Source organism: Roseomonas chloroacetimidivorans (genome assembly GCF_049629625.1).
GTDB classification, from domain to species: Bacteria; Pseudomonadota; Alphaproteobacteria; order Acetobacterales; family Acetobacteraceae; genus Roseomonas; species Roseomonas chloroacetimidivorans.
In genome coordinates, this window is sequence record NZ_JBNBZS010000002.1 from 1 (window position 1) to 22,322 (window position 22,322).

Annotated in this window: 19 protein-coding genes and 1 pseudogene; 8 read left to right on the forward strand and 12 right to left on the reverse strand. The window is 69.3% G+C overall.

The window, feature by feature from the left end; translation table 11 throughout:
* Positions 1 to 429 (reverse strand): annotated as a pseudogene (locus ACO1BU_RS01825) (AarF/ABC1/UbiB kinase family protein); the annotation flags it as partial.
* Entirely contained in the window at positions 422 to 2,281 is a 1,860-nt protein-coding gene (locus ACO1BU_RS01830) for a M3 family oligoendopeptidase (RefSeq protein ID WP_424134193.1), read from the reverse strand. The gene ACO1BU_RS01830 and the pseudogene ACO1BU_RS01825, both read right to left, overlap by 8 nt.
* A 100-nt stretch (positions 2,282 to 2,381) precedes the next feature.
* On the opposite strand from ACO1BU_RS01830, the gene ACO1BU_RS01835 reads away from it, so the two are divergent.
* Entirely contained in the window at positions 2,382 to 4,088 is a 1,707-nt protein-coding gene (locus ACO1BU_RS01835) for an AMP-dependent synthetase/ligase (protein ID WP_424134194.1), read from the forward strand.
* Positions 4,089 to 4,101: 13 nt separating this feature from the next.
* Here the strand turns inward: ACO1BU_RS01835 and ACO1BU_RS01840 are convergent, their stop codons facing one another.
* The 7 genes from ACO1BU_RS01840 to ACO1BU_RS01870 form a co-directional block, all read right to left on the reverse strand.
* Positions 4,102 to 4,464 (reverse strand): DUF4087 domain-containing protein, encoded by a 363-nt coding sequence (locus ACO1BU_RS01840; RefSeq protein ID WP_424134195.1) that lies wholly within the window; start codon positions 4,462 to 4,464, stop codon positions 4,102 to 4,104.
* A 4-nt stretch (positions 4,465 to 4,468) separates the two neighbouring features.
* Positions 4,469 to 4,780: a DUF2312 domain-containing protein gene (locus tag ACO1BU_RS01845; protein ID WP_424134196.1), complete on the reverse strand. Its 312-nt coding sequence runs from the start codon at positions 4,778 to 4,780 to the stop codon at positions 4,469 to 4,471.
* A 441-nt stretch (positions 4,781 to 5,221) separates the two neighbouring features.
* A complete protein-coding gene (locus ACO1BU_RS01850) occupies positions 5,222 to 5,899 on the reverse strand; it encodes an EI24 domain-containing protein (RefSeq protein ID WP_424134197.1) in 678 nt (225 codons plus the stop codon).
* Between the two features lie 6 nt (positions 5,900 to 5,905).
* On the reverse strand, positions 5,906 to 6,211 hold the full coding sequence (locus ACO1BU_RS01855) for a DUF1244 domain-containing protein (protein WP_424134198.1): 306 nt from the start codon (positions 6,209 to 6,211) through the stop codon (positions 5,906 to 5,908).
* Positions 6,212 to 6,290: 79 nt separating this feature from the next.
* Positions 6,291 to 6,734 carry a GFA family protein gene (locus ACO1BU_RS01860; RefSeq protein ID WP_424134199.1) on the reverse strand — a complete coding sequence of 148 codons (444 nt, stop codon included), beginning with the start codon at positions 6,732 to 6,734 and terminating at the stop codon, positions 6,291 to 6,293.
* Between the two features lie 63 nt (positions 6,735 to 6,797).
* Entirely contained in the window at positions 6,798 to 7,784 is a 987-nt protein-coding gene (locus ACO1BU_RS01865) for a tripartite tricarboxylate transporter substrate-binding protein (RefSeq protein WP_424134200.1), read from the reverse strand.
* Between the two features lie 74 nt (positions 7,785 to 7,858).
* Positions 7,859 to 8,938 (reverse strand): tartrate dehydrogenase, encoded by a 1,080-nt coding sequence (locus ACO1BU_RS01870; protein ID WP_424134201.1) that lies wholly within the window; start codon positions 8,936 to 8,938, stop codon positions 7,859 to 7,861.
* 71 nt (positions 8,939 to 9,009) lie between these two features.
* Here ACO1BU_RS01870 and ACO1BU_RS01875 point away from each other — a divergent pair, with 71 nt between their 5' ends.
* From ACO1BU_RS01875 to ACO1BU_RS01890, 4 genes are all read left to right on the forward strand, one after another.
* Positions 9,010 to 9,717 carry a GntR family transcriptional regulator gene (locus tag ACO1BU_RS01875; protein WP_424134202.1) on the forward strand — a complete coding sequence of 236 codons (708 nt, stop codon included), beginning with the start codon at positions 9,010 to 9,012 and terminating at the stop codon, positions 9,715 to 9,717.
* Positions 9,718 to 9,855: 138 nt separating this feature from the next.
* Positions 9,856 to 11,133: a glycerate kinase type-2 family protein gene (locus ACO1BU_RS01880; protein ID WP_424134263.1), complete on the forward strand. Its 1,278-nt coding sequence runs from the start codon at positions 9,856 to 9,858 to the stop codon at positions 11,131 to 11,133.
* Positions 11,134 to 11,390: 257 nt separating this feature from the next.
* On the forward strand, positions 11,391 to 12,824 hold the full coding sequence (gene pyk / locus ACO1BU_RS01885; protein ID WP_424134264.1) for a pyruvate kinase: 1,434 nt from the start codon (positions 11,391 to 11,393) through the stop codon (positions 12,822 to 12,824).
* A gap of 55 nt (positions 12,825 to 12,879) precedes the next feature.
* Complete coding sequence (locus ACO1BU_RS01890; protein ID WP_424134203.1) at positions 12,880 to 13,251, forward strand: hypothetical protein; 372 nt, start codon at positions 12,880 to 12,882, stop codon at positions 13,249 to 13,251.
* A 16-nt stretch (positions 13,252 to 13,267) separates the two neighbouring features.
* Here ACO1BU_RS01890 and ACO1BU_RS01895 read toward each other — a convergent pair whose 3' ends face one another.
* Positions 13,268 to 13,696, reverse strand: a complete 429-nt coding sequence (locus tag ACO1BU_RS01895) for a hypothetical protein (RefSeq protein ID WP_424134204.1) — start codon at positions 13,694 to 13,696, stop codon at positions 13,268 to 13,270.
* Between the two features lie 56 nt (positions 13,697 to 13,752).
* A complete protein-coding gene (locus tag ACO1BU_RS01900) occupies positions 13,753 to 14,445 on the reverse strand; it encodes a response regulator transcription factor (protein ID WP_424134205.1) in 693 nt (230 codons plus the stop codon).
* Positions 14,446 to 14,617: 172 nt separating this feature from the next.
* Here ACO1BU_RS01900 and ACO1BU_RS01905 point away from each other — a divergent pair, with 172 nt between their 5' ends.
* Complete coding sequence (locus tag ACO1BU_RS01905) at positions 14,618 to 16,042, forward strand: sensor histidine kinase (RefSeq protein ID WP_424134206.1); 1,425 nt, start codon at positions 14,618 to 14,620, stop codon at positions 16,040 to 16,042.
* Between the two features lie 25 nt (positions 16,043 to 16,067).
* Here ACO1BU_RS01905 and ACO1BU_RS01910 read toward each other — a convergent pair whose 3' ends face one another.
* Positions 16,068 to 17,363, reverse strand: coding sequence for an efflux RND transporter periplasmic adaptor subunit (locus ACO1BU_RS01910; protein ID WP_424134207.1), 1,296 nt, complete (start codon positions 17,361 to 17,363; stop codon positions 16,068 to 16,070).
* A 212-nt stretch (positions 17,364 to 17,575) separates the two neighbouring features.
* Between ACO1BU_RS01910 and ACO1BU_RS01915 the strand changes: the two genes are divergently transcribed.
* Positions 17,576 to 20,713, forward strand: coding sequence for an efflux RND transporter permease subunit (locus tag ACO1BU_RS01915; RefSeq protein WP_424134208.1), 3,138 nt, complete (start codon positions 17,576 to 17,578; stop codon positions 20,711 to 20,713).
* Positions 20,714 to 20,786: 73 nt separating this feature from the next.
* Positions 20,787 to 22,220: a TolC family protein gene (locus ACO1BU_RS01920; protein ID WP_424134209.1), complete on the forward strand. Its 1,434-nt coding sequence runs from the start codon at positions 20,787 to 20,789 to the stop codon at positions 22,218 to 22,220.
* Positions 22,221 to 22,322: the final 102 nt, after the last annotated feature.

Sequence of the window (22,322 nt, forward strand, 5' to 3'; positions counted from 1 at the left end):
GTGCACACCACCGCGCTGCCGGGGGGGCGGGGGGGCGGGGGGCCCCGCGCCGCGCGCGCCCGCGCCCGCGCCCCCGCGCCCGAATTCCTTGAACTTGCTCTCCCAGGCCGGGCCCAGCTCGGTGCCCATGCGGCGGCGGACGAAGGCCCAGCCCATGGGCGGCGCGTTGGCCTGCAAGGAGGCGAGCTGCTGCGCGTATTCCTCGGGTAGCGCATTGGGCACGGTGGAGAGGAACTGCGCCACCTTCATCAGCGGGCCCTTCAGCCCGCCGAGAACGGCCTTCAGATCCTCCGCATGCGCGGCCTTGTCGGTCTTGATGCCGAGGAAGCGCTCCCCCGCCACCCGCGCGGCGATGCCGCCCACGGCGCCGGAGGTGCGCGCCATCCGGCGGATCTCGCCGAAGAGAGAATTCTCCCGGTTATCAGCCATCCGCGCGCTCGAGTTCGTCGATGAAGCCGGCGATCACGTCCAATCCACGCTTCCAGAATTTCGGGTCGGAGGCGTCCAGCCCGAAGGGGGCCAGCAGCTCCTTGTGGCGCAGCGTACCGCCGGCACGCAGCAGGTCGAGATACTTGGCCTGGAAATCCGGCACCTGCCCATCCTGGTACACGCCGTAGAGGGCGTTCACCAGACAGTCCCCGAAGGCATAGGCGTAAACATAGAAGGGGGTGTGGACGAAATGCGGGATGTAGGACCAGTACACTCCATAGTCCGGCGTGAAGTCGAAGGCCGGGCCGAGGCTTTCGCGCTGCACCTGCATCCAGATCTCGGCGATCCGCTCGGATGACAGCTCGCCCTTCCGGCGCTCGTCATGCAGAAGGGTCTCGAAGCGGTAGAAGGCGATCTGGCGCACCACCGTGTTCAGCATGTCCTCCACCTTGGAGGCCAGCATCAGGCGGCGGCGCTGCGGATCCGTCTCGGCGTCCAGCATGGCGCGGAAGGTCAGCATCTCGCCGAAGACGCTGGCGGTCTCGGCCAGGGTCAGCGGCGTGCCGGACATGAGATAGCCCTGCTTCGCGGCAAGGCGCTGATGGACACCATGGCCGAGCTCATGGGCCAGCGTCATCACATCGCGCGCCTTCCCGTGATAGTTCACCAGCAGATAGGGATGCGCGGAGGGCACGGTGGGGTGGGCAAAGGCGCCGCTGGCCTTGCCCGGGCGCAGCGCGGCGTCGATCCAGGGCTTTTCGAAGAAGTCCTTGCCAAGCGAGGCCAGTTCCGGGCTGAAGGCGGCATAGGCGCTCAGCACCTGCTCCCGCGCGACGGGCCAGGGAATGTTGCGGTCCAGATCGCCGGGCAGCGGCGCGTTGCGGTCCCAGTGCTTCATGCGGTCCAGGCCCAGCCACTTCGCCTTCATGGCGTAGTAGCGGTGCGACAAGCGCGGGAAGCTCTCGACGACAGCGGAGACGAGGGCGTCCACCACCTCGTCCTCCACCATATTGGCGCGATTGCGGGAGGTGCCGGGGCGCGGGTAGTTACGCCAGCCGTCGATGATCTCCTTGTCCTTCGCCAGGGTGTTGGTGATCAGCGAGAAGAGGCGAATGTTGTCGCCGAACGCCTTGGAAACACCGGCAGCCGCGGCCTCGCGCACGGAACGGTTCGGATCCGACAGCAGGTTCAGCGCGGCGGAGACGGTCAGCTCCTCCGTCTTGCCGTCGCGCGCCACGGGCACGCGCATATGCGCGATCGTTTCGTCGAAAAGGCGATTCCAGGCGGAGCGGCCGGTCACCTCCTTTTCGTGCAGCAGCTTCTCCAATTCGTCGGAAAGCTGGTGTGGACGGAACACGCGGAGGTCGCGCAGCCATGGGCGCCAGCGGGCGAGCGCCGCGGATGAGGCGAGCCGGCCTTCCAGCAGGGAATCATCCAGGCGGTTCAGTTCCAGCGTGAAGAAGAGAAGATGGCTGCCAATGACCGTCACCCGCTCCTGCATGGTCTGGTAGAAGCGGCCGTTCTCGGCGTTCTGCGCGTCCCCGCTGAACAGGAGCTGGGCGTAGGACATGACGCGGCCGAGGATCTCCTCGATGCGTTCATACTCCCGCAGCGCCGCCTCCAGCGCGTCACCGGAGAGGGAAGCGAGCTTGCCCGCGTGCTTCGCCTCGAAGGCCTGGGCCGCGCGCTCGGCATCGTCCAGGTCGCCAAGCAGCTTGGGATCGTCGGGGCGGGCATAGAGGTCCCGCAGGTCCCATTCCGGGAGCGCCTCCCCCGCTGGGATGGCCCCGATCCGGGCCTCCGTGTCCCGAAGGGGGGCGTCACGCAGGGGGAACGGCTTTAGGAGGTTCATACGAGCGGGATGCCTTGTGGTATCGGACTTCTCCTCCCCGATATATGCCCCGGGCAGGGCGAGCCAAGGCCGCAGGGCCAGCATGATGGTGGGGAGACGGATGAATCAGGATACGGCGCGTTGGACCAGCCTGCCCGGCATGATGCTGGGTCTCGCCGCCCGGAACCCGGACCGGCCGATGATCCGGCACTGGCAGGGCGGGGAATGGCGCCGGACAAGCTGGCGGGACTTCGCCCTCGCGGTGGCCAGCCTGGCCGCTGGACTCCGGGCGCGGGGAGTCTCACCCGGAGACCGGGTGGTGCTGGTCAGTGAGAGCCGCCCGGAATTCCTGATCGCTGATACCGCGGTGATGGCCATCGGCGCCGTGACCGTTCCGACCTACACAACAAATACCGTGGCCGACCACGCCCATATCCTGCGGGACAGCGGGGCACGCGTGGCGATCGCCTCCTCCGCACGGCTGGCGGACCGGCTGCGCGAGGCGGCCGGGCCCGGAGGGCTGGACCTGCTGGTCTGCATGGAGGCGGCGCCGGATACGGTGCCTTGGGCGGAGATCGCCGCCACGCCGGGCGACATCGCGATGCTGGTGGCGGAGGTGCAGCACATCCCGGAGGGACGGTTGGCCTGCATCATCTATACCTCCGGCACGGGCGGACTGCCCAAGGGGGTGATGCTGCCGCACCGTGCCATGCTGGCGAACACGGAGGGGGTGCGGCCCTTCCTGCGGCAACTGGGGCTGGAATGGTCAGGGGCCTGCTATCTGTCCTTTCTCCCCCTCTCCCATGCCTATGAGCACACGGTAGGCGGGTTCCTCTTTCCGGCCTGCGGGATCGAGATCGTGTTCTCCCGCGGGGCGGAGCGGCTGGCCGCAGAGTTCCAGGAGATCGAGCCGGCTATCATCACGGCCGTACCGCGCCTGTTCGAGGTGCTGCGCGGCCGTATCCTGGCCGGGCTGGAGAAAGAGAAGCCCTGGCGCCGCAAGCTCTTCGAGCGGACCGTTGCCCTGGGATTGCGGAAGATGGACGGACCGCCGCTGAACCTGCTTGAGCGGGTGGAGGATGCGGTGCTGGACCGGCTGGTACGCGCCAAGGTGCGCGCCCGTTTCGGCCGCCGGATGGTGGCCATGGTGTCCGGCGGCGCGAGGCTTGATCCCGACCTGTCCGGCTTTTTCCTCGCGCTCGGGGTGACCGTTTTGCAGGGCTATGGGCAGACAGAGGCCGGGCCGGTGGTGGCCGTGAACCTGCCCTGGGACAATCACCGCCGCACCGTCGGAAAGCCGGTGGCCGGGGTGGAGGCGCGGATCGCCGCCGATGGGGAGTTGCTGATCCGCGGGCCGCTGGTGATGGATGGCTATTGGGGCGATCCGGAGGCCACGGCCCGCACCCTGGAAACGCCGGAGGGCGAGAGCGTGCCCTGGCTGCATACCGGCGATGTCGGGATGCTGGACGAGGCGGGCCGGATCATCATCACGGACCGCAAGAAGGACTTCATCAAGACCCTGGGCGGCGACATGGTCAGCCCCGCGCGGATCGAGGGCCTCCTGATGGCGGAGCCGGAGATCGCCCAGGCCGTGGTCGCGGGCGAGGGAAAGCCCGGGATTGTCGCGCTGGTGGTTCCGGCCGAGGGCGCGCAGCCCGAGCGCGCGATCCAGCGCGTGAACGCCAAGCTTTCGCCCACGGAGCGCATCCGCAAATGGTCGGTCGTGGCGCCCTTCACGGTGGAGGGTGGCACGCTGACCCCGACCATGAAGGTGAAGCGCCGCGCCGTGCTGGACCGGCACGCGGCGACGGTCGACACGCTTTACTGACGCCGCGCCGGGATCAGCCTCCCGGCGCCGGCAAGGCCTTGTCGTTACGACAGCGCGAGAGCGGAAGCGGCTCGGCCGCGATCAGGCGGCTGACCCGTCCCTGCGCGCGATCGAGCTCCACCTGAAGGCAGGCGCAGCCATAGCCGTAATTGCCGTTCACCTTGACCCATCCGCGGGTCGTCATGTCCGGCATCTCGTCCATGCCCGGCGCTTGGTAGCCGCCCTGTGCCGAGAGGATCCATCGGCCATCCCGGTCCGCCAGCCAGTGATTGCCGGGGGTCGGGTTCCACAGCCAGCCGCAGCGGCGCTCCGCCGCCTGCGCCGACCCGGCCGAGCCGGCCAGGACGAGCGCGAGGAGCACCGCGCGGCCCGCCATTGGATCACATGCCGAGCGCGCGGCGGTAGAGGTCGAGCAGCGTCTCCTGCTCCTCCACCTCGGCGGGCTCCTGCTTGCGGATGCGGATGATCTGGCGGACCACCTTCACGTCGAAGCCGGCGCTCTTCGCCTCGGCGAAGATGTCCTTGATGTCGTCGGCCAGCGCCTTGCGCTCTTCTTCCAGGCGCTCGACGCGCTCGATGATGCTACGCAGGCGATCCGCCGCAATGCCGCCGACATCCGGATCCGGGTCAGCCTCCTGCCTCGCGCGGCTCGCGGCTGCCTCATCGATGGTGTCGAAGGGCACGTCAGACATGGGCCTCTCCTTTTCGGTGACGGATGGGGTTCGGGAGGACCGGTGACACTTGGCCCGATGCACAACGACATCCCAAGCCAGCGCCGAGCCAGGTCGCGCTCCCTCAAGCCCCTGAAATCGGGTTGAAAATGCAGCGCCAGGGGGCGCTAAGGCGTGGCGCCCGCAGTCGCCGCGACGATGGGCATCATGAGCGGCCCTGGTCGCCCGACGACCGGACGCAGCCCGCTGCAACCCGCCCGACATTCCTGCCCGACGCTCGCCCCCAAAGACCAGCCATGTCGAAGTCCCCCTGCACGCGCCCATCGCGGGGATGGGCCCGAGGGTCTTACCCCCCTGCCCGGCTCGCCTCAATGGCAATGCTTATTCTGTTGAATGGAACGAAACGGCGGGGTGCCGCGCGTGCTCCGGAAGCCACGCCGCCCAGGCTGGGGCGCGGCGGCGCTACCGGATTGGTCCGTCCGCGCCCCGATGCAGAAGATGCGTCATGGCCGCCGTTCCCAACACCGGCACCAGCAGGTTCGCGATGGGCAACAGCGACATGGCCGCCAGCACCGCCCCGACGGCCAGCACGGAAAACTCCCGCCGCTTGCGCAGCACCCGAGCCTCGGCCACGGACATGCGGCGTTGCGCCACGCCCTCGAACAACCCGTGGCCGAGCGAGATGGCGGCCACGATCCAGAGCAGCACCGCGCCGATCACCGGCACCATCAGGGCCAGGGGCAGGAGCACGAGGTTCAGCGCCAGCACTTTCAGCGCCAGCGTGACGTTGAACACGCCCTGTGCGGCCAGCGAGGCACCCTGCGGCGGCGGAAGACCGGGATAGTGCCGCTGCTCCACCGCCGCCGCCGTCTCGTCCAGGAAGAGGCCGGCGATGGCGAGGGAAAAGGGGATGAACAGCCAGAATGCGGCGAAGAGGCCTGCCACCCCGCCCAATACGCCGGCGATGGTGGCCAGCCAGCCGGAGCCACCCGCCAGCGCCATCACGGCCCAGTCGGCCAGGGCAATCAGCGCACCGAGGGCCAGCACGGCCCCCAGCACGCCCTTGATCAGCGGGCCTCGGAAGCCCCGGTGCAGCATCTGGTCAAAGGGCATGACCAGGCTGGCGATGACGGCGTTCACGCGCGGTCAGTGGCCGGGATTCGATGCGGCAAAGGCCGCCTTCTGCTCCGCGCTGGCCTCGCGCTGGTACTTCGCCTGCCATTCCTTATAGGGCATGCCATAGACGATCTCCCGCGCCTCCGGATCAGGCAGCGGAATACCCTGGCCCTCAGCCGCCTCACGATACCAACGGGAGAGGCAGTTCCGGCAGAAGCCGGCCAGGTTCATCAGATCGATGTTCTGTACATCGGTGCGCTCGCGCAGATGCTGAACCAGGCGGCGGAAGGCGGCAGCCTCCAGCTCGGTGCGGGTCTTGTCGTCGATCTCGGTCATGGGTTCTCCCCCTTCGGGCGCCCAAGATGGTGAGTCACGCGCCGCTGTGCCATCCCCGGCGCCGGCTCGGGGCGGGTACTTATCCCTGCCCTTCCCCGGGCACGCGCGCCATGCCTTCGGCCCGGGTACCGGGATAGGCGGGCAGGCCGTCGGCGAAACGCATCCAACGCAGGCGGCGGGCGGTGCGCGTGTGGTCGGCCGGCGGCACCTTGCCAGGGTCGTCCAGGCTCGCCGTGGTCACGTCGATCTCGCCGGGCAACTCATGGGCGGCGAAGGTCAGGGGCGTGCCACAATCTCCGCAAAAACCGCGCTCGGCACGCGGGCTTGAGGCATAGCGGCGCATTTCGCCCGATGTGATGCGGAACTGGTTCCGCGCCACGCTGAACCAGGCGACGCAGGGAGCGCCGGCAACGCGGCGGCAATCGACGCAGTGGCAGATGGTCGGGTGGAAGGGCGTGCCGCGCGCCTCGTAGCGGAGCTTCCCGCAATGGCAGCCGCCCGCCAGAACCTGCATCTCGCCCATCACGGATCCCCCGCTGTGCCGCGACACCCTGGCGGGCGGCGCGGCGACGGGGAAGCCCTGATTTCAGTCGGCGTAGACGCCGGCTGCCTGGATGATCGGGCGCCACTTGGCGACTTCCTGCGCCAGGAACTGGCGGTGGAAGGCCGGGGTGGTCTGCTCGGGCGGCGGCACCTCCGTCACCAGCTCAGCGAAACGGGTGCGTAGGCGCTCCTCGCGCAGCGCGGCGCGGATCGCGGCGGAGAGGCGCTCCTGTACATCCTCCGGCGTGCCGGCGGGGGCGTAGAGGCCATGCCAGGTGCTCATCACGATTCCGGGCTGACCGGCCTCGGTGGTGGTGGGCAGGTCCAGCCCCTGCACGCGCTGCGGAAGCGTGATAGCGTAGCTCTTGATCCGGTTGTCCCGGATGAAGGGCGCGGTGTTCGTGGCCTGGTCGCAGAAGACGTCGATGCGGCCGGCCATCATCTCGGTCAGCACAGGAGCGGAGCCGCGAAAGGCAACGGTGGTGAGCTGCGTCTGCGCGGCATATTGCATGAGGATGCCGCAGAGATGGTTCGCGCCGCCGACGCCGGCATGGGCGAGGTTCAGCTTGTCACCCCGGCGTTTGATCTCCGCCATGAACTCCGCAAGGTTGTTTGCTGGAAAGTCCGGGCGCGCGACAATGGTCATCGCGGCGTTGGACACCAGCCCGAGCGGGGCGAAGGAGGTTTCCACGTTATAGGGCAGCGTGCGGTACAGCGTGGCTGTGGTGGCATGGCCGATATGGTGGGCCAGCAGCGTGTAGCCATCGGGGCGCGAGTTGGCGACGCGGCCAGCGGCGATGGTGCCACCCGCGCCCGTCACATTCTCCACCACCACGGGCTGGCCCAGGTCCTTCGACATGCCCTCGGCGACCAGGCGGTTGATGACGTCGGTGGGGCCGCCCGCGGCGAAGGGCACGATGACGGTGATCGGGCGGTTCGGGAAAGCCTGCGCCAGCGCACCGGAGGCCGGAAGGGCGAGCGGCAGGGCGGAAGCGGCGGCCAGCACGGCACGCCGGGTGGGCTTGAACATGTATTCCTCCATTCGTGTTTGTCGAAAGCCTGCACCATGGCGGGGGCGCCGTCAGCCCCCGGCATGGAATGGAATCAGGCTGGGGCGTTCGCGCCCTCGATCGCGGCGATCACGGCGCGCGTCACCGTTTCTGTATCCGCCGTGCCGCCCAGATCGGCGGTGAAGACGCCGTCGGCGCAGACACGCTCCACCGCCGCCATCAGCGCCTTGGCCGCGGCGGGCTCGCCCAGATGTTCCAGCATCATCGCGCCGGTCCAGAAAGTGGCGACGGGGTTGGCGATCCCCTTGCCCATGATGTCGAAGGCGGAGCCGTGGATCGGCTCGAACATCGAGGGGGCGCGGCGCGAAGGGTCGAGGTTGGCGGTCGGCGCGACACCGAGCGAGCCGGCGACGGCGCCGGCGAGGTCCGACAGGATGTCGGCGTGCAGGTTGGTCGCGACCACCGTGTCGATGCTGGCGGGCTTGCGGACCATGCGCGCGGCCATGGCGTCCACCAGCTCCTTCTCCCAGGTCACGTCGGGGTAGTTCTTCGCGACCTCCGCCGCGATGTCGTCCCACATCACCATGCCGTGGCGCTGCGCGTTGGACTTGGTGACGACCGTCAGCAGCTTGCGCGGGCGGGACCGCGCGATGTCGAAGGCGACGCGCATGATCCGCTCAACGCCGGCGCGGGTGAAGATCGCGACCTCGGTCGCCACCTCCTCCGGGTGTCCGCGATGCGCACGGCCGCCATGCCCCGCATATTCGCCCTCGGAGTTCTCACGCACGATCACCCAGTCGATATCGCCGGGCTCAACGGCGCGGAGCGGGCTGGTGAGGCCGGGCAGAACGCGGGTCGGGCGGATATTCGCGTATTGGTCGAAGCCCTGGCAGATCTTCAGCCGCAATCCCCAGAGGGTGATGCTGTCCGGCAGTTCCGGGTCGCCCACCGCGCCGAAATAGATGGAGTCGAAGTTGCGGAGGGTGTCGAGGCCGTCCTCCGGCATCATCACACCGGTCTGGCGGTAATAATCGCTGCCCCAGGGCAGCGTCTCGACATCCAGGGCGAAGCCGCCGTCGCGCTTTGCGAGTGCTTCCAGCACGCGCAGGCCGGCGGGGATGACCTCCTTGCCGATGCCGTCGGCGGGGATGGCGGCGATACGATGGCGTCGCATGGTCAGGTGATATTCCCTGGTCGTTGGAAAGCGTGTTGGAAAAAGCGGGCGCGGCTGGCATGCCGTGGCCGATGGACGAAACCTTGGATACGGGCGTGACGCCCGCCGAAGACGGCGAACGCAGGAGCCTCGGCGAATCCGCCTATCGCGCGCTGCGTGCCCGGCTGCTGGAGATGACGCTGCCCCCCGGCCATCAGGCGACGGAGGGCGACCTCGCGGCGCAACTCGGCATGAGCCGCACGCCCGTGCATGAGGCCGTGCTGCGCCTGCAGGCCGAGGGGTTCCTGGCCGTGCAGCCGCGGCGCGGCGTCCGCGTGTTGCCGATCGACCCGACGAGCATGGCCGAGACCTATGAGGTGCTGATCGCGCTGGAAGGGGCCGCGGCGGCGCGGCTGGCCGCCCATCCGAACCCGGCTGCGACCGAAGCCATGGCGCGCGCGACCGAGGCGATGCGCGGAGCCCTGGCGCGGGGGGACCGGCGGGGCTGGGCGGCGGCGGATGACCGCTTCCATCGCGCGCTGGTCGAGGGCTGTGGCAATGCCAGGCTGGCCCGCATGGCGCTGGAGGCCGCCGATCTGGCGCAGCGCGCCCGGCTGGCCACCGCCGCGCTGCGGCCGGAGCCGACCGGATCGGCCGATGAGCATGCGCGGATCCTGGAGGCGCTGAATCGTGGCGAGCCGGAGGCGGCCCGGGCGGCCGTTTCCGCGCACCGGCAGCGGGCCAGCGCGGAAATCCTCCACACCCTCTCCTTGCCTCTCATGCGTCTTGGCGGCCACTGACGGCACGGCGCGCTCCCTCTCGGCGCACCTTGTTCCATACCACCATGCATACCACAAGATGGAACTGCCGTGCGGGTCGGGCTTGTCGCGGGAGGGCAGAGGGTGATGATGCGCCCGGCACTAGGAGGGGCAGCCAATATGGAATGGGATGACCAGCGGGCCCGCGCGGCCCTGCGCCGGATGTTCGATGCGGCCGTGCGCAGCGCCGATCCCCGCGCCATCCTGAAAAACCATCTTCCCGAGCGGCCCGCCGGACGCGTGGTCGTGGTCGGCGCCGGCAAATCCGCCGCCGTGATGGCCGCTGCGCTGGAGGATGCCTGGCCGGATGTGCCGATGTCTGGGCTGGTCGTCACCCGATACGACCATGCCGTCCCGACCCGGCGGATCGAGGTGGTCGAGGCGTCCCACCCCGTGCCGGATGCAGCCGGCGAGAAGGCGGCCATGCGCATCCTGGAGACGGTCCGGGGTCTCACGGCGGATGATCTGGTCCTTGCCCTGATCTCCGGGGGCGGTTCCGCGCTGATGCCGCTCGCCGCGCCGGGGCTGACCCTGGCCGACAAGCAGGCCGTGAACCGGGCGCTGCTGGCCTGCGGCGCCACAATCAACGAGATGAACGTGGTCCGGCGGCACCTTTCCGCGATCAAAGGCGGGCGGCTGGCCGCCGCAGCGCATCCAGCGCGGGTGGTGACACTGGCCATTTCCGACGTGCCCGGGGATGATCCAGCGGCCATCGCGTCCGGCCCGACTGTCCCTGATCCCAGCAGCTTCGCCGAGGCGCGGGCCATCGTGGCCCGCTACGGCATTGCACTGCCCGAATCCGTCCGCGCGCATCTGGATGCCGCGGCGGAGGAGACACCCAAGCCGGGCGATCCCCGCCTTGCCCGTGCAGAGTACCGGATGATCGCCACCCCGCTCATGGCCTTGCAGGCCGCGGCGGCGGAGGCGCGCGCGCTCGGGCTCATGCCGCTGATCCTGGGTGACGCGCTGGAGGGCGAGGCGCGGGAGGCGGGCACGCTGCTGGCCGGCATCGCGCGCTCCGCCGCGGCGCACGGCCTCCCCGTCGCTCCCCCGGCGGTCCTGCTCTCGGGCGGGGAAACCACGGTGACTCTGCATGGCGCCAAGGGAGCGGGGGGACGGAACGGGGAATGCCTGCTCGGCCTGGTCGCCGCCCTGGCAGGGCATCCGGGCATCTGGGCCTTGATGGCCGATACGGACGGGATCGATGGCTCGGAAAGCAACGCCGGCGCGGTTGCCGGGCCGGATACGATCGGCCGCAGCCGCGCAGCCGGGGTTGATCCTATCGCCGCCCTGCAGGCGCATCGCAGCCATGACGTGTTCACGGCGTTGGGGGACCTCGTGGTGACCGGCCCCACCCTCACCAATGTCAATGACTTCCGGGCCGTCATAATCACTTAACAAATGTAAGCCGAACACCCCTCGTAAGGCAGGCTTATCCGAACTAACTCTAGCCCATGCGCGACAAGGCTCTCGAAGATCTCCTGGCCCGCCGTGGGGCCGTTACCCGGATTGCCTCCGGCCTCGGCATTTCCACCGCTGCCGTCTCCCAATGGCGCCGCGTCCCTCCCGAGCGGGTCGAGGAGGTGGCGCGAATCATGGAGGTGCCCCCTGAGACGCTCCTCCACTCCGAACCATCGTTCGCAGGAGCGTCCCGCTTGGCCAGCCGCATCCCGATCCGCCGCCGGCGGCGGACCAAGATCATCGCGACCCTTGGCCCGGCCAGTGCCGCGCCGGAGGTGATCGAGAGGCTGTTCCGTGCCGGGGCCGACATCTTCCGCCTGAACTTCTCCCACGGGTCTCATGAGGACCACGCGGCCCGTATCCGGACCATCCGCGAGCTGGAACGCCGCACTGGCCGGCCGATCGGCATCCTGGCAGATGTGCAGGGGCCGAAGCTGCGCGTGGGCAAGTTTGGCGGCGGGCGCGTGCAGTTGCAGCCCGGTCAGCCCTTCCGTCTCGACCTGTCGCCTGTGCCGGGTGATGTGCGGCGCGTGCAGCTGCCCCATCCCGAGATCATCCGGGCCGCCCGCATCGGCACAACGCTGCTGCTGGACGACGGCAAGTTGCGCTTGGGCGTGACCCGCCAGCGAGAAGACCATCTGGAGACCGAGGTGCTGGTCGGCGGTCCGCTTTCGGACCGCAAGGGCGTGAACGTGCCGGATGTGCCCCTTCCCATTCCGGCGCTGACGGAAAAGGACCGCACGGATCTCGCCTTCGTGCTGGAGCAGGGGGTGGAGTTCATCGGCCTCTCCTTCGTCCAGCGGCCGGAGGACGTGGCGGAGGCCAAGGCCATAGCCAATGGCCGCGCCTGGATCATGGTGAAGATGGAGAAGCCCCAGGCCGTCGAGCATATGGACGGCATCCTGGACCTGGCGGATGCGGTGATGGTGGCGCGCGGCGACCTGGGCGTGGAATGCCCGCCGGAGGAGGTGCCGCTGATCCAGAAGCGCATCATCCGCGGCGCGCGCGCCCGTGGCATCCCCGTGGTGGTGGCGACGCAGATGCTGGAAAGCATGATCTCCGCGCCCACGCCAACCCGCGCGGAAGCATCCGACGTGGCGACGGCGGTGTTCGACGGGGCGGATGCGGTCATGCTCTCGGCCGAGACGGCGGCAGGGCAGTATCCGTTCGAGGCGGTGAACATCATGGACCGCATCGTCGCCCGGACGGAGCAGGATCCGGGCTGGCGCGCCATCACGGACAGCAACCGCCCCGATCCGCGCCACACATCTTCCGACGCCATCGCCGCCGCCGCGCGGCAGGTGGCCAGCACGATCGAGGCCGAGGCGATCGCAGCCTTCACCTCCACCGGGTCCACCGTGCTGCGCGTGGCGCGGGAACGACCGGGCGCGCCGATCATCGGCATGACCGCGAGCGAGCGCACGGCGCGGCGGCTCGCCCTGGTCTGGGGCGTGCATCCCGTGCAGAGCAAGGAGCCCGCGAGCATGACCGACATGGTTGCCAAGGGCGTGCGCGCCGCGGCGGCGGAGGGCTTTGCCGTGAGCGGCGACGAGGTGGTGGTGGTGGCAGGCGTGCCCTTCGGGACGCCGGGCACGACCAACGCGCTGCGCGTGGCGATTGTGGAGTAGTGGCGAGCGTCGGGTCGGTGTATCCGCGCTGCACCTGCCTGCAGTGAGGACAAGGATGAAGCGTATCGCGATGGCCGCCCTGGTCGCGGTTCCGATGATGGCCCTGGCCGGTTTCGCCGCCCCGGCCCAGGCGCAGCGCAGCGGCCTCTACGATGTCAGCGGTGTGGCCGTGGACGGCACGGCCTATTCGGGCCAGATGGCGATCCAGCAGGTTGGCCTCGCGTCCTGGCACGTGGTCTGGAACCTGGATTCGGGACGGTACGAAGGTTACGGCATGTCGGCTGGCCCGGTGTTTTCCGTCGGCTTCACGGTGGGCGACCGGCCGGGCGTCGCGATCTACGAGGTAGCGCCGGATGGCGCCATGACTGGCCAGTGGACGATGATCGGCAGCAACGGCATCGGCACCGAGACGCTGCGGCCCCACTGATCCGGCGCAGCCGGGTTCAACCCCGCAGCGCTGGCCACATCAGGTAATCGCAGCGGCCGTTATTTGCCCCGTCCAGCGCCAGTTCCGGTGCATCGGGCGGGCCGCCGGCGGGGCGCCGCAGCACGCTTTCCCGCGTCACGACAAAGCCAGGCTGTTCCAGCACCAGGCGGAAACGTCCCTGCCCCACCGGGTCCAGCACGGTGTCAACGGCGGGGGCGCAGACGCCCGGCCCACCGCGCGTCAGCTCGGCCCGCATCGGATAGGGGACGGGCGCGGCTTCTGGGATGGCGACCAGCAGCTGGGGCATGGGGCTGGCCGGTGCGCGGATCGGCACCTCGGCCATAGGTGCGGGCGGCAGGTCCGGCGTGCTGCCGCAGGCCGCGAGGCCCACTGCAGCCAGGCCCGCCATGGCCAGGGCCAGATTCGGCCGGAGCGATCGGCGCATCGGAGCTTCCCTCATCCTTCGGTCCGGTCGCGCAACGCGCGAACCGGCCCTTGGCTTCAGGTGGCGGAAGGATCGCCGGGCTGCGCCGCCTCAAGCCGGTATCCCAACCCACGCACGGTCTGGATCACCACCCCGGCCTCGGCCTGGCTAAGGCGGGCGCGCAGGCGGTGGACATAGACCTCCACCGCGTTCGGCTGCACGGCGCGGTCCAGCCCGGCCAGCCGCGCCTCCAGCGTTTCCTTCGCCACCGGGCGCGGGGCCGCGCGCAGCAACACCTCCAGCAAGGTCCGTTCGCGGGGCGGCGGATCGAAGGGCACACCGGCGACGGTCAGGGCGCGGGAGAGCGGATCGAGCGAGATGGCGCCCAGCACCAGCGGCTGCACCCCGCGCCCGCCCCGGCGCTGCGCCGCGTTCAGCCGCGCCACCAGCTCCACCAGTGAGACCGGCTTGACCATGTAGTCGTCCGCGCCGAGGTCGAGGCCCTCGACCACCTCCGCCACCTCGCCGCGCGCGGTCATGATCAGGACCGGAGGCGCGCCGGGGCGATGGCGCAGGCTGCGCACCAGTTCGATTCCGTCGCCATCCGGCAGGCCGCGATCCAGCACCACCGCGTCGTACTCGCCAATCGTCAGCGCCGCCTCCGCCTCCTCCAGCGAACCGCCGATATCGGTCTGCCAGCCGGCGCGCCGAAGTCCTTCGGCCAGCAGCGCCGCGAGCCGGGCATTGTCCTCGACCAGCAGCACGCGCATCCAAGCCCCCCCTCGACTGCGCGCGGAGATTGCGTCGAGCGCCGCAGGATGCCAAGGCGGCGGACCGCTGGAGGGCCGGATGACCTTATGAACGGTGGAGAGCGAGACGCAGGAGCGCCTTCCACGCTCACCGGCGATGCCATGCCCGGGCGATCTGCTCTACTATCCTGCGATGGCTGCCCGCCCGCCCCCTGCCCGTCCGCGTAGCCTCGTCGGCCGCCTTGCCGCGGCCTATGCGGTGATTGGCGCCGGGGCGCTGGTGGTTGGCGGCATCATCCTGCACCAGACGCTGAACCATGTGGTCTGGCGGGAGCATCAGCGCGGGATCATGGCGGCGGGCGCGGTCGTCACCGAACGCATCACGCGCGAGGGGCTGGACGGCCTGATCCGCCCGCTTGGGGGCGAGACGGGCCGCCGCTTCGATACCTCCACCGGCTCGATGCTCTTCGCCGTGGTCGACCCTGCCACCGGACGCGAGATCGTCTCGCCTGGGGTGCGGGAGCAGCTGCCACGGATCGAGCAGGATGGCAGCTTTCCCGAAACCTTCCAGGAGGGCCGGGATGGCACGCGGCTCTGGGGCATCACGCGCTGGATGGACACGCCGGACGGCCATCATGTGGCCGTGCAGATCGCCCAGGACATGGAGCGTTCCTACATCGTGCTCGACGACGTGCCGAGGGCGGCCATTGGGCCCGTGCTCGCGGTGCTCGCCATCGGGGCGGTGCTGCTCTTCGTCGCGAATGTGGGCTTGCTGATCCTTCTCTCCGCCCCGCTGCGCCGGGCGGCGCGCGAGGCGGAGCGGATCGGCCATGGCGGCCCGTCCCGGCTGGAGGAAGGCGAGATGCCGCCGGAGTTGCTGCCGCTGATCCAGGCCGTGAATGGTGCGCTGGACCGTCTGGACGACGCGCTGGAATGGCAGCGCGGCTTCTCCGCGGAGGTGGCGCATGAGCTGCGCACTCCGCTGGCCATCATCCAGGCCGAGCTGGACCTTCTGGATGCAGGCGGGGTGACGGACCGGTTGCGGCGCGATGTGCAGGAACTGGCCCAGCTCGTTTCCGACCTGCTGGAGGCGGCCGAGGCGGCGCGCGACAACCCGGTGACCGGGGGTGCCTTCGATCTGTCGGAGCTGGTGGCCGACACGGCCCGCCGCTTCGGCCCAATGGCGGAGCGCGAGGGGCATGCCCTGCATGCCCCCATTGCCAACGCCCCCATCTGGGTGCGGGGGGAGCGCGATTCGATCGGCCGGGCACTGCGAAACCTGATCGACAATGCCTTGTCCCATTCACCGCCCGGCGGGGCGGTCACGCTTCGGCTCGGCACGCCAAAGGACGGCATGGTGACGGTGACGGTGTCGGACCAGGGCAAGGGCGTGCCGGTGTCGGAGCGGAAGGACGTCTTCCGCCGCCACTGGCGGGCGGGGGACGTGCGCCGGCGGGGCCTGGGGCTCGGCCTTTCGATCGTGGAGCGGATCGTGCACGCCCATGGAGGCACGGTGGAGGTGGGCGATGCGCCGGGGGGCGGCGCGGCCTTCTCCCTCCACCTGCCGCTGGCGCCGGTACCGACCGCGCCTGCGGAAAACGTCCTTCCGGCGGATTGAGCCGCCGGGCCTGCCGGGCCCGGCCTCAGTCCTGGGCGGCGCGGTCGATGAAGAGGGCTCCCCCGGTGACGATGCGGGCCTCGGGGTTCAGCCCGCTGGTCACCTGCACCATGCCATCGGACTGTAGCCCGGTTTCCACCTTACGCATGACGAAGCGGTTGTCATCTAGTGCCTCCCAGAGGGAGGTGCTGGCGCCACGGTGGATCAGGGCACCGGCGGGCACCGCAACCGCGTTGCTCGCATCGCCCACTGCGATGCGGAAGGAGGCGAACATCTCGGGCTTCAGCAGGTGGTCGGGGTCCTCCACCGCAGCGCGGACCGTCAGGCGGCGGGTGGTGGGATCCAGCGCACTGGCCACGTTCTCAATACGCGCGTTGAAGCTTCGCCCGGGCAGCGCGTCCACGCTGACCTGCACCTGCTGGCCCGGGCGGACCAGCGGAGCGTCCATCTCGCGCACGCCGGCCACCAGCCACATCTGGGACAGGTCGGCAATGGTGTAGATCGGGTCTGAGCCGCCGGCATTCAGCCACTGCCCCGAGCCGATGCGGCGCTGCACGACCGTGCCTGCGATCGGGGCGGTCACGGCCACCACGGCGTTCACGCGGCGGGTCTGCTCGATCTGGGCGATCTCTTCCGGGCTGCGGCCAAGCACGCGCAACTTGTCACGCGCGGCCGCGAGGGTCGCCTCCGCCGTGCGCTGGTCGGACAGGGCATTGGCCAGGTCGGCCTGCGCTTGCTCCAGGTCACGCCGGGCGGCGGCCTTGGCAGCGAAGAGGTCGCGTTGCCGAGCCTCGTTCCGGCGGGCGAGGTCGGCCTGGGTGCGGGACCTTGCGGCGGCGTCGAGGGCGGAGAGAAGGTCGTTCGCGGCCGAGGTGAGGTCCGTCGTCTCGATCTCAAACAGCACATCGCCCGCCCTCACCTGCTGGCCGGGCTGGGCGATGGCGCGCACCACGCGGCCCGTATAGGGCGCGAAGACGGGCGTCGAGCGTTCCTCATTGAAGGAGATGCGGCCTTCCGCAATGCGCTCCGGCCGGAAGCTGCGGGAGACGACGGGCTCAATGCGCAGCAGTTTCGCCTCGGTCGGGGAAAGCTTGAAGGAGCCATCCGCCTGACGACCGGTGTTGATCGCGGCACGTGCCGGGGAGGAGATGACCGCCACCTCCTCATGTCCGCTGAATTCCCGGTAGGCATAGACTCCGCCCAGCGCGAGCACGGCAACGCCGGCAAGCAGGATAGGCAGGCGGCGGCGCGGCCGGGCAACATCGGCAGGCGCGGAAACGACCCCGGTTTCGGCAATCTGGGGCGGGGTCATCATGTTCATGGCCAGCACCTGCGCTTTCTTCCCGGCAGGCAGGATCCATCCTTTCCACCGATGCGAAGGCTTATGGCGCAGGCAACTTACAGCCGGCTTACAGGCCGAATTTGCCCTTCCGCTTCGGTCACTCACACGTCAGATCAACAGCGCGCCGACCCGGTTCCGAGTGCCCCTGCCCCGGCTCCGCGCTTCCGTATCCTGACTTCCGGGAGCCGCCCTTGCGCCACCTTGTCGCCCAGGCCCTCGAGCGCCGTCCGCTCGTCCTGTTGCTTCTTGCCGTCTTCATGGTCGTGGGCGTGTTCGGCTTTCGGCATCTCAACATCGAGGCCTATCCGGACCCGGTGCCGCCGACCGTGGTGGTGATCACGCAAAACGCCGGGCAGAACGCCGAGGAGATCGAGCGCACCATCACCATCCCGATCGAGGTGGCGATGTCGGGGCTGCCGAATCTGACGACGGTGCGCTCCACCAGTCTCTTCGGCCTGTCCGATGTGCGCGTGCAGTTCAACTTCAACTACACTTATGAGGAAGCGGTCCAGCAGGTGCTGAACCGGCTGGGGCAGCTCGGCTCCCTGCCCAGTGGCGCGCAGCCCGCCATTTCGCCCGCTTCGCCCATCGGCGAGATCATGCGCTACCGGCTCGTCGGGCCGCCGGGCTATCCGCTGGAAGATCTGAAGACCCTGCAGGAATGGGTGCTGGACCGCCGCTTCAAGCGCGTGCCTGGGGTGATCGACGTCACATCTTTCGGGGGCATTTCCAAGACCTATTCGGTGCAGGTCGATCTCTCTCGCCTGAACGCCTATGGCCTGTCCCTGCCTTCCGTGGTGGAGGCGATCCGAAACGGGTCGGTGAATGTCGGCGCGGGCACGCTGAATGTCGGGCCGCAATCGGTCGTGGTGCAAGGTATCGGCCTGATCCACTCGTTGGACGATATCCGGAACGTGGTCCTGGGAAGCCAGCATGGCAGCCCGATCCTGGTTTCCGACGTCGCGACGGTCGGCGTCGGCAATCTGCCGCGCCTCGGCGTCGCGGGGCATGAGGGGGATGACGACGTGATGCTCGGCACGGTGCTGATGCGCCGCGGCGAGCAGACTCTGCCGACCATTCATGGCGTGCAGGAGGAAGTGCGCCGCATCAATGAGGGCGGCGTGCTGCCGCCGGGCGTGAGGATCGTCACTCTCTATGATCGCGAGGATCTGGTGAGCACCACCACGGTGAAGGTGGTGCACAACATCCTGGAAGGCGTGGTGCTGATCCTGGTGATCCAATGGCTCTTCCTGGGTGACCTGCGCGGGGCGGCGGTGATCGCGGCGACCATTCCCTTCGCCTTCTTCTTTGCGGTTCTGATGATGCTGGCGCGCGGCGAAAGCGCGAATCTGCTCTCCCTCGGCGCGTTGGATTTCGGCCTGCTGGTGGATGCCACGGTGATCATGGTGGAGAACATCTTCCGCCACCTGCATCTGGCCCGGCACCATCCCGGCCCCGACGGCAAGCCCCGCCCCGTGGCGATCACGGTGCTGCGCGCCGCGAGCGAGGTGGACAATGCCATCCTCTTCTCGATCATGATCATCATCGCGGCCTTTATCCCGCTCTTCGCCATGGGCGGGATCGAGGGGCGCATCTTTGGCCCGATGGCCAAGACCTATGCCTATGCCATCGGCGGCGCGCTGCTGGCGACCTTCACCATCACCCCCGCGCTTTCGGCCACGCTGTTCAAACCGGAGACGGAGGAGAAGGACACCTTCGCGGTAAAGGGCATCCGCTGGGCCTATACGCACCTGTTCCATGCCGGCATGCGGCGGCGTGGCCTGACCATGGCGCTGGCCGGCACCATGCTGGTGGGCAGCATGGGCGTCATGTCCCGCCTGGGGGCCGAGTTCCTGCCGACGCTGGAGGAGGGCAGCATCTGGCTGCGTGCCACCATGCCCGCGACCATCTCCTTGGAAGAGGGTAATCCGGTGGCCAACCGGATCCGCCGCATCCTGATGGAGTTCCCGGAGGTGATCACCGTCACCTCCCAGCAGGGGCGGCCGGATGACGGCACGGACAGCGCGGGCTTCTTCAACGCCGAATTCTTCGTGCCGCTGATCGCACAGGAGAAGTGGGTCACCGGCCATAACCGGGACGAGCTGGTGGCCGCGATCAGCAAGCGGCTGGAGGACGAGTTCGCTGGGGTGGAGTTCTCCTTCTCCCAGGCCATCTCGGACAATGTCCAGGAGGCGGCTTCGGGCGTGAAGGGCGCGAATGCGGTCAAGGTGATCGGACCGGATCCGGCCGTCGCGTCCCGCGTCGCGGACCAGATCCGCCGCGAGATGGCGCAGGTGCAGGGCATCGCCGATCTCGGTGTGCTGCTCAGCACGGGGCAGCAGACCCTTTCCGTCACGGTGGACCGCGCCAAGGCAGCGCGGCTCGGGTTGACCGTCAATGACGTGAACACCGCCATTTCCTCCGCCGTAGGCGGGCAGGAGGCGGGCAATCTTTATGAGCCGGGCGGCGATCGGAACTTCCCGATCATCGTTCGGCTCTCCCGGCAATACCGCGATGGTCCCGACGCGATCGGCCGTGTGCCGGTTGGGCCCAATGCGGTGCTGCGGGACGTAGCGAAGATCGAGATGATCTCCGGCTCCTCCTACATCTACCGCGAGAACTCCTCGCGCTACGTGCCCGTGCGGTTCTCTGTCCGTGGCCGCGATCCGGCCAGCGCGGTGCAGGAATCGCAGCAGCGGGTAGAGCGCAATGTGCAGCTTCCGCAGGGCTACCGCCTGGAATGGGTTGGCGAGTTCAAGAACCTGCAGGCGGCGGTGGCGCGTCTGATGGTGGTGGTGCCGATCGCCTTCGCGATCATCGCGATGCTGCTTTACATCGCCTTCGGCCGGCTGCGGGAAACGCTGATCGTCTTCGCCATGCTGCCGCTCTCCATCTCCGGCGGCGTGCTGGCACTCGCGGTGGCCGGGCTGAACTTCTCCGTGCCCGCGGCCATCGGCTTCCTTGCTCTGCTCGGCATCACGGTGATGGAAGCGATCATCTTCCTCTCCTACTTCAATCAGCTGCGGGAGCAGGAAGGGCTGGCCTGGACGCCGGCACTGACACGGGCAGGCTTCGACCGGCTGCGCCCGGTGATGATGACCTGCTTCGCCTCCTTCTGCGGCCTGCTGCCCATGGCGCTGGCCTCCGGCATCGGCGCCGATGTGACCAAGCCGCTGGCCATCGTGGTGGTGGGCGGGATCGGGCTGGTGCCGATCTTCATCCTCCTGGTGCTGCCGGTAACGGTGGACCTGCTGGGCCGCCGCCGTGCCGAGCGGGAGGAGCGGGCGGAGTTAGCCGGTGCTTCCACCCAGCCCGCCCCGGCCGAGTAACCGCGGCGGGTCCGTCCGGCCCGCCGCCGCATTCCTTCTTCCCTCGCCCGAATGACGCGAAGGTTTCCGTAAGATGACCCGCCTTCCCCACGCGATCCTGGCCGCCGCAATCCTGGCGCCGCTGGCCTTCACCACGCCGGCCCTGGGCCAGAGCCGCACGACCCGCGCCCCGACCGCAGCGGAACTGCCGATCCGCGCGCCGAGCCTGACCCTCGCCGAGGCGGAGGCGATGCTGCTGGAGCGTAATCTGGCGGTGGTCGCGGCGCGGCGGGGGGTGGATATCGCCCGCGCTCAGCGGCTGGTGGCGGACACCAACCCGGCAGGCTCCATCGGCTACAGCCAGACCACGGCGCAGGTGAACGAGCGCGGCCGCTTCAGCGGCTATAACGGCGGGCGCTACGTCTCGCCCCTCAACAACGCCTCGGTAAATCTTTCCTTCACCATCGAGCGCGGCGGCAAGCGCGAACTGCGGCGGCGCATGGCGGATGAGCAGATCAGCGTGGCCGAGGCGCAAGTGCTGGATGCGCTGCGGGCACAGATTTTCACGCTGCGGACCGCCTTCATCCAGGCCCTGCAGGCCCGCGCCAATCTGCAAGTGGCACTGGCCAACCGCAACAGCCTGAACAACACGGAGGCGCTGCTCTCCCGCCAGGTGCGCGACGGCGCCATCCCGGAATCCGACCTGCTGCGCTTCCAGGCCAGCCGCCTGCCCTTTGAACAGGACCTGGCCAGCGCTGCCCAGTCCTATGCCGCCGCAGCCGCGCAGGTAGCGGCGCTGCTGGGGGCGGACGCCACCCGCACGCCGGAGCCCGCGGCCCGCGCTGCCGGACGCGACCCGGTGGCCGCCATCCTCGCGGGCGTTCCCTTTGACCTGCGCGGCAATTTCGACAGTACGCCGAGCCTGGACGTGACACGCGAGACCCTGTCGGACGCCCTGCCCAACCGTCCCGACGTGCTCGCGGCCACGCGCGGGGTGAATGCGGCGGAGGCGAATACCCGCCTCGCCGAGGCTGCCCGGTCCCGCGACATCTCGATCAGCGGCGCCCTGACCCGCACGGAGCTGAGCCAGGATCTGCCGGAGAGCCGCCGCCCCTTGCGCGCCAATGACACGCTGGGCATCGGCTTCTCCATTCCGATCTTCACCAGCCGGATTACCGAGGGGAACGTCGCGGTCGCGACGGCGCAGCGCGGACAGGCGCTGGCCCAGGCGCAGGGCGTTCTCACGGCCGCGCAGGCCGACCTTGCCACCGCATGGGCATCCTATGTGCAGGCTCGTTCGCTGCTGGACCTGACCACCGGGGCCGCCCTGCGCCGTGCGGAGGAAGCCTATCGCTCGACCGAAGCCGCCTATCTCGCGGGCGGGCGCACTCTGCTGGATACGCTGGACGCCTTGCGGACGCTGAACACGACGCGGGTGGCGGCGAATGCGGCGCGGGCGGCCTATCTGAGCGCGCTCGCCGGGCTGGAACAGGCGAGCGGAGTCGGGGGAATCGGGCCAAAGTTGTAAGGGCGCGCGCCGAGCCCCTGGGCCGCGGCGCTGATCCACGCTGCGATCAGCCTTTCAGGGAAGCGATGACCTAAAACCGTGCCCCAGGCCTTGTTCAGGCTG

What these genes read in the sequence shown, in the direction of transcription:
- ACO1BU_RS01830 (WP_424134193.1), bottom strand. Translation starts at nt 2,281, where the DNA reads ATGAACCTCCTAAAGCCGTTCCCCCTGCGTGACGCCCCCCTTCGGGAC.
- ACO1BU_RS01835 (WP_424134194.1), top strand. Translation starts at nt 2,382, where the DNA reads ATGAATCAGGATACGGCGCGTTGGACCAGCCTGCCCGGCATGATGCTG.
- ACO1BU_RS01840 (WP_424134195.1), bottom strand. Translation starts at nt 4,464, where the DNA reads ATGGCGGGCCGCGCGGTGCTCCTCGCGCTCGTCCTGGCCGGCTCGGCC.
- ACO1BU_RS01845 (WP_424134196.1), bottom strand. Translation starts at nt 4,780, where the DNA reads ATGTCTGACGTGCCCTTCGACACCATCGATGAGGCAGCCGCGAGCCGC.
- ACO1BU_RS01855 (WP_424134198.1), bottom strand. Translation starts at nt 6,211, where the DNA reads ATGACCGAGATCGACGACAAGACCCGCACCGAGCTGGAGGCTGCCGCC.
- ACO1BU_RS01860 (WP_424134199.1), bottom strand. Translation starts at nt 6,734, where the DNA reads ATGGGCGAGATGCAGGTTCTGGCGGGCGGCTGCCATTGCGGGAAGCTC.
- ACO1BU_RS01865 (WP_424134200.1), bottom strand. Translation starts at nt 7,784, where the DNA reads ATGTTCAAGCCCACCCGGCGTGCCGTGCTGGCCGCCGCTTCCGCCCTG.
- ACO1BU_RS01870 (WP_424134201.1), bottom strand. Translation starts at nt 8,938, where the DNA reads ATGCGACGCCATCGTATCGCCGCCATCCCCGCCGACGGCATCGGCAAG.
- ACO1BU_RS01875 (WP_424134202.1), top strand. Translation starts at nt 9,010, where the DNA reads ATGGACGAAACCTTGGATACGGGCGTGACGCCCGCCGAAGACGGCGAA.
- ACO1BU_RS01880 (WP_424134263.1), top strand. Translation starts at nt 9,856, where the DNA reads ATGGAATGGGATGACCAGCGGGCCCGCGCGGCCCTGCGCCGGATGTTC.
- ACO1BU_RS01890 (WP_424134203.1), top strand. Translation starts at nt 12,880, where the DNA reads ATGAAGCGTATCGCGATGGCCGCCCTGGTCGCGGTTCCGATGATGGCC.
- ACO1BU_RS01895 (WP_424134204.1), bottom strand. Translation starts at nt 13,696, where the DNA reads ATGCGCCGATCGCTCCGGCCGAATCTGGCCCTGGCCATGGCGGGCCTG.
- ACO1BU_RS01900 (WP_424134205.1), bottom strand. Translation starts at nt 14,445, where the DNA reads ATGCGCGTGCTGCTGGTCGAGGACAATGCCCGGCTCGCGGCGCTGCTG.
- ACO1BU_RS01905 (WP_424134206.1), top strand. Translation starts at nt 14,618, where the DNA reads ATGGCTGCCCGCCCGCCCCCTGCCCGTCCGCGTAGCCTCGTCGGCCGC.
- ACO1BU_RS01910 (WP_424134207.1), bottom strand. Translation starts at nt 17,363, where the DNA reads ATGAACATGATGACCCCGCCCCAGATTGCCGAAACCGGGGTCGTTTCC.
- ACO1BU_RS01920 (WP_424134209.1), top strand. Translation starts at nt 20,787, where the DNA reads ATGACCCGCCTTCCCCACGCGATCCTGGCCGCCGCAATCCTGGCGCCG.